The following is a 13,186-nucleotide window of genomic DNA, read 5'->3' as shown; positions in this document are numbered from 1 at the left end:
ACAGGCTGTAATCCCACCGGTCACCCCACAGTGAATCGCTTCAGTCTGCTGGTCTGACCGGCAACGAGCCGCACCGCCGACTTCGGGACGCCCAAGTGCTCGGCAAGCAAAGCGAGCGCGGCCTTGTTGGCTTTGCCGTCGATGGCCGGCTCCCGCACGAACAGGGTGAGGGCACCGTCGTCGGCAACCTCGACGGCGGGCCCCTTGCGACTGCCGGGCTTGATGACGCAGACGACCGTGCGCTCGCTCACCCTCCGATCTTGGACCCGGGCAGGCGCGCCGTTCCAGTCAGTGACAGGATTGACCCGCTGTCCACGTCGCTGTGGTAAGCCAGATATGTCCACGTTGTGTGAGCCGCTATCGGAACCTTTTCAGGAGTGGAAACCATGGCCTTCTCCGTCCAGATGCCCGCCCTCGGTGAGAGCGTGACCGAAGGGACGGTGACACGGTGGCTCAAACAAGAGGGCGACACGGTCCAAGTCGACGAGCCGCTGCTTGAGGTTTCCACCGACAAGGTGGACACCGAGATCCCCGCTCCCACTTCGGGTGTGCTGACCAAGATCGTTGCCCGCGAGGATGACACCGTCGAAATCGGTGGCGAGCTGGGCGTGATCAGCGAGGCCGGCGAAGCAGCACCCGCGGAGTCCACGCCCGCCCCCGAGGCCGCCGCGCCGGCTCCCGAGCCCGCACCCGAGCCGGAGCCCGAACCGGAACCCGCACCTGCTCCCACACCGGAACCGGCCGCGGCCGCTCCGGCGGGCCCCGGCACCTCGGTCACGATGCCCGAGCTCGGCGAGTCCGTCACCGAGGGCACCGTGACCCGCTGGCTCAAGAAGGTCGGCGACGAGGTCGGCGTGGATGAGCCGCTCGTCGAGGTGTCGACCGACAAGGTCGACACCGAGATTCCGTCGCCGGTCGCCGGTGTGCTGCTGAGCATCTCGGCCAACGAAGACGACACCGTCGCTGTCGGTGGCGAACTCGGCGTCATCGGTGCGGCCGGTGCCGCTCCCGCAGCGGCACCCGCACCCACACCCGAGCCCGCAGCAGCTCCGGCAGCTCCGCCCGCACCCCCGGCGCCCGCACCGGCCCCTGCGGCCCCCGCAGCGCCGACACCCGCGCCTGCAGCACCGGCACCGGCCGCTCCCGCCGCACCCGCCCCTGCACCGGCCGCTCCCGCGCCTGCTGCGGCTGCCGCCGACGCGGGCGATAACCCGTACGTCACGCCGCTGGTGCGCAAGCTCGCGGCCGAGAACAACGTGGATCTGTCCGCGCTGACCGGCAGCGGCGTGGGTGGACGCATTCGCAAGCAGGACGTCCTGGCTGCCGCAGAGGCGGCCAAGGCCCCCGCACCCGCAGCAGCGGCAGCTCCCGCGGCTGCTGCGCCGTCGGCCCCGGCGGCTCCTGCCGCGCTGGCCCATCTGCGCGGAACCACGCAGAAGGCCAACCGGATTCGTCAGCTCACCGCCAAGAAGACACGCGAATCGCTGCAGCAGACCGCGCAGTTGACGCAGACCCACGAGGTCGACGTCACCAAGATCGCGGCGCTACGGGCGCGCGCCAAGGCGACCTTCGCCGAGCGCGAGGGCGTCAACCTGACGTTCCTGCCCTTCTTCGCCAAGGCCGCGGTGGAGGCGCTCAAGTCGCACCCGAACGTCAACGCGAGCTACAACGAGGACAGCAAGGAGATCACCTACTTCGATGCCGAGCATCTGGGCATCGCGGTAGACACCGATCAAGGTCTGCTGTCTCCGGTCATCCACAACGCCGGTGACCTGTCACTGGCCGGGCTGGCCCGGGCCATCGCCGATATCGCCACCCGCGCACGCTCGGGGAATCTCAAGCCCGACGAGCTCGCCGGTGGCACCTTCACCATCACCAACATCGGCAGCCAAGGCGCGTTGTTCGACACCCCGATCCTGGTGCCGCCGCAGGCCGCCATGCTCGGTACCGGCGCAATCGTGAAGCGTCCCAGGGTGATCCGTGACGACGCGGGCAACGAATCGATCGGCATCCGGTCGGTGTGCTACCTGCCGCTGACCTACGATCACCGCCTGATCGACGGAGCCGACGCGGGGCGGTTCCTCACCACCATCAAACATCGCCTGGAAGAGGGGGCTTTCGAGGCGGACCTGGGTCTGTAACCCATGCGTGTCGTCATCGCCGGCTCCTCGGGGATGATCGGGTCGGCGCTCGTCGCGTCGCTGCGTGCCGCAGACCACACCGTGGTCCGGCTGGTTCGCCGCGACCCGATGGGCCCCGACGAACAGCGCTGGGATCCGGCGAGCGGGCAGATAGAGCCCGGTGCTCTCGAAGGCGCCGATGCCGTCGTCAACATGTGTGGTGTCGGTGTCGGCGACAAACGGTGGTCGGGCGCCTACAAGCAGGAGATTTACGACAGCCGCATCATCCCCACAGAGGTGCTGGCCGGCGCCGTTGCCGATGCCGGTGTGCCGGTGTTGATCAACGCCTCCGCGGTCGGCTACTACGGCGACAGCGGAGACCGCGTCATCGACGAAACCGCATCCAGCGGTACCGGTTTCCTCGCACGCGTGTGTATCGACTGGGAGGCCGCCACCGAGGAGGCCGTGCAAGCCGGAACCAGGGTGGTGATCGTGCGCACCGGCCTGGTGCTCTCCCCCGCCGGAGGGCTCTTCGGCAGATCACGCCCGCTTTTCGCCGCGGGTCTGGGTGCACGGCTGGGCAACGGACGCTGGTACATGCCGTGGATCAGCCTCGAGGACCAGATCCGGGCCCTTGAGTTCACACTGACCGAATCGACGCTCTCGGGGCCGGTCAATCTGACCGGCCCGGCACCGGTGACCAATGCCGAGTTCACTGCGGCCCTCGGCAGGACTCTGCATCGCCCGACCCTGCTGGTAGCGCCCCAATTCGCGCTGCGGGCCGTCCTCGGCGAGTTCGCCGACGCCGAAATGACGCGCAGCATGCGCGTCATCCCCGCCGTCCTGGAACAGCACGGATTCGAGTTCGAGCACCACACCATCGGCGAGGCGCTCGCCTACGCCAACAACAGTCGACCGATGAAGTGAGATAATGGAACCCGTGCACCGCTCTCATGGATCCATCCGATCCAGCGCAGATCCCGTCGTGGTACGGGACCTGGGCATGATCGACTATGAGGCGGCCTGGGAGCTGCAGCGCGACATCGTCGAGGCCCGCGTCGCCGGAGGACCCGACACGCTGCTGACCCTTCAGCATCCGGCGGTGTACACCGCCGGCCGGCGCACCGAAGCGCAGGAACGACCGATCAACGGCGCACCCGTCATCGACACCGATCGCGGCGGCAAGATCACCTGGCACGGACCCGGCCAGCTGGTCGGCTACCCGATCGTGCGATTGGCCGAGCCCATCGACGTCGTGAACTACGTTCGGCGTCTTGAAGAATCGATCATCGCGGTATGCGCACAGCTGGGCGTGCAGACTAAACGCGTCGATGGCCGCTCCGGTGTGTGGCTGGCCGCGGGCGGTGGGAAACCGGAGCGCAAGATCGCCGCGATCGGGGTCCGTGTGCAGCGCGGGGTCACCATGCACGGGTTCTCGCTGAACTGCAACAACAGCCTGGATGCCTACCTGCCGATCGTGGCCTGCGGCATCACCGACGCCGGTGTAACCACCCTGTCCGCCGAACTGGGCCGGGATGTCACCATCGACGAGGTGCATGACCGGGTCATTTCCTCGGTAATCGACGCGCTCGAGGGCCGCTTGGTCGTCGGGGCGGCGGGCGGCAGCAACGCAGGAGCGGTGGGCGCATGACCGAACCCCGCAAGCTGCTGCGACTGGAAGTTCGCAACGCCCAAACCCCCATCGAGCGCAAGCCCGACTGGATTCGCACCCGCGCCAAGATGGGTCCCGAGTACAAGGAACTCAAGTCGCTGGTGCGCTCGGGTGGGCTGCACACCGTGTGCGAGGAAGCCGGATGCCCCAACATCTTCGAATGCTGGGAGGACCGCGAGGCCACCTTCCTCATCGGCGGCGAGCAGTGCACCCGCCGCTGCGATTTCTGCCAGATCGACACCGGTAAGCCCGCCGACCTCGACCGCGACGAGCCTCGCCGGGTGGCCGAGAGCGTGCACACCATGGGCCTGCGGTACTCGACGGTCACCGGGGTGGCCCGGGACGACCTGCCCGACGGCGGCGCCTGGCTGTACGCCGAGACCGTGCGGTACATCAAGCAACTCAACCCGGCAACGGGTGTCGAGCTGCTCATCCCGGACTTCAACGCCGTCCCGGAGCAGCTGGAAGAGGTGTTCGCATCCCGCCCCGAGGTGCTGGCGCACAACCTGGAGACGGTGCCGCGGGTGTTCCGCCGCATCCGGCCCGCATTCAGCTATGAGCGAAGCCTGTCGGTGATCACCGCCGCCCGCGAAGCGGAGCTGGTGACCAAGAGCAACCTGATTCTCGGAATGGGCGAAACCAACGACGAGATTCGTGAAGCTCTGGTCGCGCTGCACGAGGCGGGCTGCGACATCATCACCATCACCCAATATCTGCGGCCCTCACCGCGGCACCATCCGGTTGATCGCTGGGTCAAACCGCAGGAATTCGTGGAACTTTCCGAGTTCGCGGAGGGTCTGGGTTTCGCCGGTGTGATGGCCGGGCCGCTGGTGCGTTCCTCGTACCGGGCCGGGCGGCTGTACGCACAGGCGATGGCCCACCACGGACGACCCTTGCCCGCCGAGCTGGAGCACCTGACGGAGGCGGGTTCGGCCCGGCAAGAGGCCATCAACCTCATCGGATGACAAGCACGTTGCGACCGGGCGATATTCTCTAGCCATGCCTAAATCACTGAGTCCCGCCGAGGCCAAAGCCGCCAAGGCCGAGGCAAAGGCGCGCCGCAAGGCCGAATCGAAGGCGCGCCGCGGCCAGATGTGGCAGGCCTTTCAGATTCAGCGCAAGGAAGACAAGCGGCTTCTGCCGTACATGATCGGCGCGTTCGTGCTGATCGTCGCGGCATTCGCGGTCGCCGGGTACTTCTCGGGCGGGATCAGCGTGTTCATGTTCCCGATCCTGGGCGTGGTGCTCGGCGTGCTGGTCGCGTTCATCATCTTCGGCCGGCGCGTGCAGAAATCGGTGTTCACCAAGGCCGAGGGCCAGAAGGGCGCCGCAGGCTGGGCGCTGGACAACATGCGCGGTAAATGGCGGGTCACCACGGCCGTCGCCGGAACGACTCAGCTCGATGTCGTGCACCGAGTCATCGGCCGGCCCGGCATCATCTTCGTCGCCGAAGGTGCTCCCGGACGGCTGGGCCCGCTCTTGGCGCAGGAGAAGAAGCGCACCGCACGTGTCGTCGGCGATACGCCGATCTACGACGTCATCGTCGGCAACGAGGATGGTCAGGTGCCGCTGTCCAAGCTGGAGCGCCACCTCACCAAGCTTCCCGCCAACATCACCGCCAAGCAGATGGACTCCCTGGAGTCGCGGCTCTCGGCGCTGGGTTCGCGCGCCGCGGCCATGCCGAAGGGGCCGATGCCCGGTCAGGCGAAGTCGCGCGGTGGAATGCAGCGCACCATCAGGCGACGTTAGATCCCGAGCTCCAACTCCAGTTTCTGGTGTCGACGCACCATGATGCTCGGAACCCACTGCGCACCACCGGGTTTGATCGTGAATTCACGCGTCCGGTCGAGCAGCAGATTGATCGCGGTACGGGCCTCCAGGCGCGCCAGTGCCGCCCCGACGCAGAAGTGCAGGCCCTTGCCGAAAGTGATGTGACTGCGGGGGCTGGGCCGGCCGAGACGCAGGTCGTCGGGGTTTTCGAAGATCGCCGGATCTCGGTTGGCCGCACCCCATAGCAGGGTGAGGTGGCTGCCCGCGGGCAGCTGGACCCCGCCTAGCGAGGTGTCGGCCACCACGTGGCGGTGATGCCCGCGGAACGGTGACTCCAGCCGCAGCACCTCTTCCAGGAACGTGGGCAACAGGGCGCGGTCGGCCCGGATGCGCTGCTGCAGTTCGGGATTCTCTCCGAGAACGCGCACCGCGTTGCCCATCAGTCCGGCGGTGGATTCGCCGCCGGCGCCGACCAACTGCACCAGGATCATCACACCGATGTCCAGCGAGATGTCTGCTCGATTGCACGCCATTGCCAGGTATCCGAGCAGGTCCTCTCCGGGTGCGGCCAGCTCCTTCTCCAGATGTTCACGCAGGTAGAGAATGAGGTACATGGTGTCGGTGACGACTTGAGCCTGCCGCTGCGGGGTGTTGAGCCCGCCGAGCATCTCGGTACTGGAGTATCCCCACTGCACCAGTTGCGGCACGTCCCCTTCGGGCAGGCCGATCAGCCGGGCCACCATGGTCATCGGCAGGGCATCGCCCATCGCGGCCATCCAGTCGATGCTCTGACCGTCGCATCCGCGTTCCCACAACCGGGCTGCGGTCTCGGCCATCACCGGTTCCAGTGCGGTGATCCGCTTGGCGACCAATGTCGGGAGCACCAGTTTGCGATGCGCATGATGGACCGGGTCGTCGCCGGTGGCCAGGACGTGGGTGGGATCGGCGGGTGGTCCCATCGCCGCGACCGTCAGCCCTGTCTCGCAGTCCTGAGATTTCATCAGCGCGGCCGTGAGGTTGGAGGAGAAGTCCTCGATGCGCTCGGTGGCCTCCACCACAAGATCCCAGCGCGAGACGAAGTAGAAGCCGGAGTCCCCTGCCTGCCACACCGGCGCCGTCTCACGCAGCCGCCGATAGAACGGATAGGGATCCTCCAGGATCTGCGGGTCGAACAATTCCACGGTGCTCATCACCCACGAGGCTGACAGACCGGAAAACCGCACGTCAAGGCATTCGCAAAACTGAGAAACACCTGCTCAGAGCGATGATCTGCGGCGTCTCACAGCAACTGCCCCACCAGCAGATACGGTGAGAATATTGAGCAGTTATGTCTCACCTTGAGATAGATTGAGGAACCGATGTCACGCCGCTCAGACTGGCTGCACCCCGGCGACCGCCATGCCGCGGCCGCCGATCGCATTGTGTCGGTCGCGGCCCGGCAGATCGCACGGCACGGGCTGGACCGGCTGAACCTCGATGCGGTGGCCCGCGAGGCGGGATGTTCGCGAGCGACGCTGTATCGGCACATCGGAGGCAAGGCGGCGATTGTCGACGCCGTGTTGGCCCGGAACATCGCGAATGTCACCGCCGACATTCAGCGGGCGGTCGAGTCCGCGGACGCGCAGCGGCGTGCGGTCACCGCCATCACCGCGTCGTTGACCGCCATCCGCAACGACCCGATTGTCAGCGCGATGGTGGCGACGATGTCCCCGGCCTCGCTCGGCTCCTACCTGAGCCCGACCTCCGAAATTCCACGTTCAGCCTCAATGTTCACCGGACTCGCTGACGACACTGCCGCGCAATGGATTTCGCGTGTGGTGATGGCATTCCTGTTCTGGCCCGCAACAGACGCAGCGCTGGAAGCCGAGATGATCGAGCGCTTCGTCTACCCGGTCTTGAAGGACGCCACCGCGTCACGAGTCTCCGCCTCGGCCACCAGCGAATCCACGATCTCGCCGGCCCGCACCGCGACATTGGACAGCAGCGAGGACGACAGTCCGTGACTGTGCTCCACCGACCCGTTGAGATAGACGTCACCCGGGGCACCTGCCCGCGCCCGTAGCCGGTAGTCGCGTTCGACCACCGGCCGACCATCCGCGTCGAATTCGTAGCACGAAGCCAGCGGCCCCAGGAATGCCCGCACATCCAACGGCCGGTATCCGGTGGCGTACACCACCAAATCGCAGTCAAGCAGCTCGGTCGAGGAGGTCGGCTGATGTGTCACGGCCAGGCGTACCCGTTCCGGCGCCTCGTCCACGGCAGCGATCTTCGAGGCGTTGTGCATCCACAGTCGCCGCTGCCCGCTGACCCGTTCCCGATACTCGCGGTCATACAGATCGGCGATCAGCGGAGAATCGACTGCCGCGTAGTTGGTGTCGCGGTGATAGTCGACCAGTTGGCGACGGATCTCGGCAGGTGCACCATAGAAGTCGTCCACCGCGGCCGGATCGAAAATCCTGTTCGCATAGGGGCTGTCATCGGCCGGGCTATATCCGTAACGCGCAAAAATTGCATGCACCTGGGCATCGGGGTAGCGGGCGTGCAGATACGCCACCGCCTCCGCCGCGCTCTGCCCGGCACCCACCACCGCGACTCGGGCCGGAGCGCCGTCCCACGTGCCGAGCCGGTGCAACAGCTCGCCGCTGTGCCATTGCCGTGCGGTCGGATTGATTCCGGCCGGCATCGCCGGAAATGTTCCGCAGCCGAGAACAAGAGCCCGCGCGTGCGTCAGACGGTCCGGCGATGATCCCGAGGTGTCCTGCAGCCGCACCTCGAACCCGTCGGCGGCCGCCCGAACTCCGACCATCCGTGAGGAGTAGACGACATCCGCCCCGAGCGCCTGCTGCGCCCAATCCAGGTAGTCGTGGAATTCTTCCCGGGTCGGGAAGAAACTCTGCTGGTTGATGAAGTCCGGCAGCCGCCCGCGCTCTGTCAGATAGTTGACAAAAGTGTAGTGACTCTTGGGGTTTCGCAAGGTCACCAAGTCTTTGAGGAAGGCGACCTGCATCCGCGCACCCGGGATGAGCATGCCGCGATGCCACCCGAATTGTGACTGGGCATCAACGAACTTCGCCGATGCCCGATGCGGATGTTCGGAGAGCGCTATCGCCAGCGCCAGGTTCGACGGCCCGAATCCGATCCCGAGCACATCGTGAGAAGTATGACTATCCGAGAGCAAGGGACCGCTCCAGACGCTCCAGATAGCGTTGCCGTGCAGTGTCCTTGGTGACCAATACCAAAAAGTCCGCCATGTCGAACTCCGGGTCGAAGGACGGCGGTCCACAGATACGTCCGCCGATGCGCAGGCATCCGTGCAGCAGCGGCGGGATCTTCGCCTTCTCTTGAGGCGGGATCTCCTCCAGTGGCACGCCGTCCACAACGACGGGGTTTCTGGGCACGACACGATATTCGTCGGGGGCGGCAAACCGTTGCGCGAAGTCATGTACCGAGCGCACCAGCGATCCGCGCGGCCCGCCGTCCTCCATCCGGACAGACAGGCAGCCGATCGCGTACTGGTGCTCGGTCATCTGCTGGTACCGGAAGATCCCGGCCCACAAGATCCCCATGACCGCGCCATTGCGATGTTCGGGCGCGACAGTAACTCGGCCGATCTCAACCAGTTTGGGCCGCAGCGGGTCGAGTGCCGCCGCATCGAACATGGAGTCGGTGAACGTCTCCCCCGCCGCCTGATATCCCTCGGGCGGCAGTAGTCGACAACAGCCGATGATGGCGCCGGTGTCCTCGTCGCGAGCCAGCAGGTGGTCGCAATAGGGATCCAACTTGTCCACGTCGATCATCTCGCCCGTGATCGGCCCCCGAACGGCATGCGGCAGTGGCGCACCCATTTCGTCGGCGAACGCCTGATACCGAAGTCGTTGTGCGGCTTCAACTTCAGCCGGATCTGACGACAAGACAATGCTGTACCGCGGCCGCGGGTTCGCGTCCGTCCCCCGATCGGAACCGACACCGGGCGCCGCGATGAGAACCGCCGCGCTCTCCATGATCGAAAGCTACTCCCTCTGTCTACGGCGTACGACCGCTATGCACAAATCCCTGTGGGCATCCGTGCAGGCAGGCGCGATCACCGATGGCTAGATAGCTAGCGACTCTCCGGTGGCCGGATCGTGCGAGCGACTCATCGTAGCGACAGTGAGCAGAATCAGCGAAATGAACGCGGCGCAGGCCGCCCCGACCGCCCCCAGCAACAGCACGCTGTCGATGCCCGCGGCGCCCGCGGCCCGGGCATCGGTCTTCCCGGCGGCGGCATGTCCGAATGCCACGCCCATGCCCGCCACGCCCAGGAGGATGCCGATCTGGCGCCCCGTACTCACCGACCCGGTCGCCATCCCGGCGTCATCCAATGGCACGAACTGCAGTGCGGCATCGGATGTCATCGCCGAGAGCGCGCCCAGCCCCAACCCAGCCAATGCCGAGCCGACAATGAAATGGGTCCAGACCGTATCGGCATGAGCGCCCGACGCGGCCCATAACCCGACGGCCACCAGCGCCACGCCGCCTGGAATGGCAATCCTGGTGGGCAGTCGCCTGCCCGCCAGAATGCCCAACGGGGCTCCCACGATGGTGGCGAGTGTGAGTGGTCCGGCACGCAGACCTGTCTCAAATGCGTTGTAACCCAATGTGTTCATGAAGTACAAGGCCAGATAGTTGGTGGCCGCGATGAGCGTGCCGGAGGCCGCGGCGGCGGCAACCCAGACCCCGGCGAAACCGGGTGAGGTGGCCAGCCGCAGGCTCAGCATGGGCGCGGGAGCACGCCCCTCCCACCAGAAGAACAGCGCGAGGGCCAGCACCGCAACGATGGCCAGCGCACCGGACGTGCGGCCCCCAATTCCGCCGTCGTGCAGGGAGATCACCGAGAAAACGCCGGTAACCAGCCCGAAGGTGAGCAGCACCGTGCCTACCCAGTCGACCGGCCGCACCTCGTCGGCTCGGGTCTCGGGCAGGTGCCGCACCGCGATCACCAGCGCGAGCACACCGACCGGAAGGTTGACCAGGAAGATCGACTGCCATCCGAAATGTGTGACGAGGAATCCGCCCAGCAGTGGGCCGGCGGCGCTGCCCGCACCCATCACCGCGCCGTAGATCGCGATGGGGGCGCCGCGGCGCTCCTGCGGATACGCCGCGGCGATGATCGGCAGCGATACCGCCAGCAGGATCGCTCCGCCGATGCCCTGCAGGGCCCGCACCCCGATCAGCATGGGCGCGCTGGTCGAAAGCGCACAGCCCAGTGAGGCCGCGGTGAACAGCACAATGCCCAGCAGGTAGAGCCGTCGGCGGCCCAGGCGATCGCCAAGGGTGGCAGCCGTCAGCAGCAGCCCTGCCATCGGCAGCGCGTAGGCGTCGATCACCCATTGCAGATCCGCGAGGTCGGCGCCCAAAGAAAGCTGCAGGTCGGCGAGTGCACTCGACACGATCGTCATGTCGAGCAGCAGCATGAACACCGCCATGCAGACGGCGAGCAGGATCATCTAGCGGGAACGAATCACGACGGTGCGGGTCGCCCGGTCGTGCAGACCACGGCCGTCAACATCGGTGATGAGCGGCGGCACGATCAGGGCGATCAGGAGATTCCTGACAAACGCGCGGCCGATGCCCACCGAGCTGGTCCCGTCGGCGGGCGCGACCTGCAGGCCCGACAGATACTGGCCCGGAGTGAACCTCCACAGCCGCACCGCGACCGTGCCGATAGCGATCCAGGTCAGCAGCTGGGCCGAGGACAGGGTGGGCGACAAGAGGTTTCCCTTGACGAACAGCAGCGCCAGCCCGCCTGCGATCAGCCAGTCGAGCAGCAGCGCCAGTAGCCGCCGCGACATCGGTGCCGCCGATCCGGGCCCGGCCTCGGGCAGGCCGAGCTGCTCTCCCGGGTACCGAGAGTTGCCCGCGCCCTGCACCGAACCAAGCCCCGACAACCATGAACCCAGGTCTCGCGCCATACTCACAGCGTAAATGCCAACCGAACCGTGGTTACGCGTAACATCCGCGCAACATATGGTTGACCGGCGGGCAACACCGGCTTCATAGGTTCAGTCGCGCGGTCATGGTTTCAGTGGACCCAAGAGGAAAAAACAAGGAGAAGCATGGCGTTCAGTAGCCCCGACGAGGTATTCAAGTTCATTGCCGACGAGAAGGTCGAGTACGTGGACGTCAGGTTCTGTGACCTGCCGGGCGTCGTGCAGCACTTCTCCATTCCCGCATCTGCTTTCGATGCCAGCGTCTTCGAAGACGGCCTCGGCTTCGACGGATCGTCCGTGCGCGGATTCCAGTCGATCCACGAGTCCGACATGCTGCTGCTGCCCGATATCTCGACGGCCAAGATCGACCCGTTCCGCGCCGCCAAGACGCTGAACGTCAACTTCTTCGTCCACGACCCGTTCACCCGCGAGGCCTACTCGCGTGACCCGCGCAACGTGGCCCGCAAGGCGGAGCAGTACCTGACCAGCACCGGCATCGCCGACACCTGTTACTTCGGCGCCGAGGCAGAGTTCTACATCTTCGACTCGGTCAGCTTCGACTCGAAGATCAACGGCACCTTCTACGAGATCGACTCCGAGGCCGGCTGGTGGAACACCGGCGAGCCTTACGAGGAGGACGGCAGCCCGAACCGCGGCTACAAGGTGCGCCCCAAGGGTGGCTACTTCCCTGTCGCCCCGTACGACCACTTCGTCGACCTGCGCGACGAGATGACCACCAACCTGATCAACGCCGGATTCACCCTGGAGCGCGGTCACCACGAGGTGGGCACCGGCGGCCAGGCCGAGATCAACTACAAGTTCAACACGCTGCTGGCCGCGGCCGACGACGTGCTGTTGTTCAAATACATCATCAAGAACACCGCGTGGGCCAACGGCAAGACCGTCACCTTCATGCCCAAGCCGCTGTTCGGTGACAACGGATCGGGCATGCACGCCCACATGTCCCTGTGGAAGGACGGCAAGCCGCTGTTCCACGATGAGGCCGGATACGCCGGGCTCTCGGACGTGGCCCGCCACTACATCGGCGGCATCCTGCACCACGCCCCGTCGCTGCTCGCGTTCACGAACCCGACGGTGAACTCCTACAAGCGGCTGGTGCCGGGCTACGAGGCCCCGATCAACCTGGTCTACAGCCAGCGCAACCGCTCGGCGTGCGTGCGCATCCCGATCACCGGCAACAACCCGAAGGCCAAGCGCCTCGAGTTCCGCTGCCCGGACAGCTCGGGTAACCCGTACCTGGCGTTCGCGGCCATGCTGATGGCAGGCATCGACGGCATCAAGAACAAGATCGAGCCGCTGGCGCCCGTCGACAAGGACCTGTACGAGCTGCCTCCGGAGGAGGCCGCCAACATCCCGCAGGCCCCGACCAACCTGGCCGCCGTGATCGACAACCTCGAGAAGGATCACGAGTACCTCACCGAGGGTGGCGTTTTCACCTCCGATCTGATCGAGACCTGGATCGCGTTCAAGCGCGAGAACGAGATCGAGCCGATCAACATCCGTCCTCATCCGTACGAGGTAGCCCTCTACTTCGACGTGTAGAGCCGCGTAATCCGCACATCGTCAAGGCCCCCGGGATCTTCCCGGGGGCCTTGTCGTTTTTGCGGCACGGAATACGATGGACCGGCGTAGGT

At 66.1% G+C, this 13,186-nt stretch carries 13 protein-coding genes; 7 read left to right on the top strand and 6 right to left on the bottom strand.

Annotation, left to right across the window (positions count from 1 at the left end; all coding sequences use genetic code 11):
• Nucleotides 1–20 precede the first annotated feature (20 nt).
• A complete protein-coding gene (locus MSTE_RS09280) occupies nt 21–251 on the bottom strand; it encodes a DUF167 domain-containing protein (protein WP_096500666.1) in 231 nt (76 codons plus the stop codon).
• 135 nt (nt 252–386) lie between these two features.
• Here MSTE_RS09280 and sucB point away from each other — a divergent pair, with 135 nt between their 5' ends.
• The 5 genes from sucB to MSTE_RS09255 are packed head-to-tail and all read left to right on the top strand — an operon-like array spanning nt 387 to nt 5,541.
• Nucleotides 387–2,141, top strand: a complete 1,755-nt coding sequence (gene sucB, locus MSTE_RS09275) for a 2-oxoglutarate dehydrogenase, E2 component, dihydrolipoamide succinyltransferase (RefSeq protein WP_096505651.1) — start codon at nt 387–389, stop codon at nt 2,139–2,141.
• A gap of 3 nt (nt 2,142–2,144) precedes the next feature.
• Nucleotides 2,145–3,047 (top strand): TIGR01777 family oxidoreductase, encoded by a 903-nt coding sequence (locus MSTE_RS09270; RefSeq protein ID WP_070949797.1) that lies wholly within the window; start codon nt 2,145–2,147, stop codon nt 3,045–3,047.
• Between the two features lie 4 nt (nt 3,048–3,051).
• Nucleotides 3,052–3,771, top strand: a complete 720-nt coding sequence (gene lipB / locus MSTE_RS09265; RefSeq protein ID WP_096500664.1) for a lipoyl(octanoyl) transferase LipB — start codon at nt 3,052–3,054, stop codon at nt 3,769–3,771.
• Nucleotides 3,768–4,757: a lipoyl synthase gene (gene lipA / locus MSTE_RS09260; protein ID WP_030095437.1), complete on the top strand. Its 990-nt coding sequence runs from the start codon at nt 3,768–3,770 to the stop codon at nt 4,755–4,757. The genes lipB and lipA overlap by 4 nt, the downstream gene beginning before the upstream one ends.
• A gap of 34 nt (nt 4,758–4,791) precedes the next feature.
• Nucleotides 4,792–5,541 carry a DUF4191 domain-containing protein gene (locus tag MSTE_RS09255; RefSeq protein ID WP_096500662.1) on the top strand — a complete coding sequence of 250 codons (750 nt, stop codon included), beginning with the start codon at nt 4,792–4,794 and terminating at the stop codon, nt 5,539–5,541.
• Here MSTE_RS09255 and MSTE_RS09250 read toward each other — a convergent pair.
• Nucleotides 5,538–6,752: a cytochrome P450 gene (locus MSTE_RS09250; RefSeq protein WP_096500660.1), complete on the bottom strand. Its 1,215-nt coding sequence runs from the start codon at nt 6,750–6,752 to the stop codon at nt 5,538–5,540. The genes MSTE_RS09255 and MSTE_RS09250 overlap by 4 nt on opposite strands.
• Nucleotides 6,753–6,920: 168 nt before the next feature.
• On the opposite strand from MSTE_RS09250, the gene MSTE_RS09245 reads away from it, so the two are divergent.
• Entirely contained in the window at nt 6,921–7,565 is a 645-nt protein-coding gene (locus tag MSTE_RS09245) for a TetR/AcrR family transcriptional regulator (protein WP_096500658.1), read from the top strand.
• Here MSTE_RS09245 and MSTE_RS09240 read toward each other — a convergent pair.
• The 4 genes from MSTE_RS09240 to MSTE_RS09225 all read right to left on the bottom strand — a co-directional run bounded on the left by MSTE_RS09240 (nt 7,448) and on the right by MSTE_RS09225 (nt 11,513).
• On the bottom strand, nt 7,448–8,710 hold the full coding sequence (locus MSTE_RS09240; protein WP_162291396.1) for a lysine N(6)-hydroxylase/L-ornithine N(5)-oxygenase family protein: 1,263 nt from the start codon (nt 8,708–8,710) through the stop codon (nt 7,448–7,450). The two genes, MSTE_RS09245 and MSTE_RS09240, sit on opposite strands and share 118 nt — an antisense overlap.
• A 16-nt stretch (nt 8,711–8,726) precedes the next feature.
• Complete coding sequence (locus MSTE_RS09235) at nt 8,727–9,563, bottom strand: GNAT family N-acetyltransferase (protein WP_096500654.1); 837 nt, start codon at nt 9,561–9,563, stop codon at nt 8,727–8,729.
• 90 nt (nt 9,564–9,653) lie between these two features.
• On the bottom strand, nt 9,654–11,048 hold the full coding sequence (locus MSTE_RS09230; RefSeq protein WP_096500652.1) for an MFS transporter: 1,395 nt from the start codon (nt 11,046–11,048) through the stop codon (nt 9,654–9,656).
• Nucleotides 11,049–11,513 carry an RDD family protein gene (locus tag MSTE_RS09225; RefSeq protein WP_096500650.1) on the bottom strand — a complete coding sequence of 155 codons (465 nt, stop codon included), beginning with the start codon at nt 11,511–11,513 and terminating at the stop codon, nt 11,049–11,051.
• Nucleotides 11,514–11,657: 144 nt separating this feature from the next.
• Here MSTE_RS09225 and glnA point away from each other — a divergent pair, with 144 nt between their 5' ends.
• Nucleotides 11,658–13,094: a type I glutamate--ammonia ligase gene (gene glnA, locus MSTE_RS09220; RefSeq protein ID WP_096500648.1), complete on the top strand. Its 1,437-nt coding sequence runs from the start codon at nt 11,658–11,660 to the stop codon at nt 13,092–13,094.
• Nucleotides 13,095–13,186 lie beyond the last annotated feature (92 nt).

The organism is [Mycobacterium] stephanolepidis, assembly GCF_002356335.1.
Lineage (GTDB): Bacteria > Actinomycetota > Actinomycetes > Mycobacteriales > Mycobacteriaceae > Mycobacterium > Mycobacterium stephanolepidis.
This window is presented reverse-complemented; position numbering and strand designations above follow the sequence as displayed.

Coding starts and splice junctions, on each gene's coding strand:
- sucB (WP_096505651.1), top strand. CDS start 387: ATGGCCTTCTCCGTCCAGATGCCCGCCCTCGGTGAGAGCGTGACCGAA.
- MSTE_RS09270 (WP_070949797.1), top strand. CDS start 2,145: ATGCGTGTCGTCATCGCCGGCTCCTCGGGGATGATCGGGTCGGCGCTC.
- lipB (WP_096500664.1), top strand. CDS start 3,052: ATGGAACCCGTGCACCGCTCTCATGGATCCATCCGATCCAGCGCAGAT.
- lipA (WP_030095437.1), top strand. CDS start 3,768: ATGACCGAACCCCGCAAGCTGCTGCGACTGGAAGTTCGCAACGCCCAA.
- MSTE_RS09255 (WP_096500662.1), top strand. CDS start 4,792: ATGCCTAAATCACTGAGTCCCGCCGAGGCCAAAGCCGCCAAGGCCGAG.
- MSTE_RS09250 (WP_096500660.1), bottom strand. CDS start 6,752: ATGAGCACCGTGGAATTGTTCGACCCGCAGATCCTGGAGGATCCCTAT.
- MSTE_RS09245 (WP_096500658.1), top strand. CDS start 6,921: ATGTCACGCCGCTCAGACTGGCTGCACCCCGGCGACCGCCATGCCGCG.
- MSTE_RS09235 (WP_096500654.1), bottom strand. CDS start 9,563: ATGGAGAGCGCGGCGGTTCTCATCGCGGCGCCCGGTGTCGGTTCCGAT.
- MSTE_RS09230 (WP_096500652.1), bottom strand. CDS start 11,048: ATGATCCTGCTCGCCGTCTGCATGGCGGTGTTCATGCTGCTGCTCGAC.
- MSTE_RS09225 (WP_096500650.1), bottom strand. CDS start 11,513: ATGGCGCGAGACCTGGGTTCATGGTTGTCGGGGCTTGGTTCGGTGCAG.
- glnA (WP_096500648.1), top strand. CDS start 11,658: ATGGCGTTCAGTAGCCCCGACGAGGTATTCAAGTTCATTGCCGACGAG.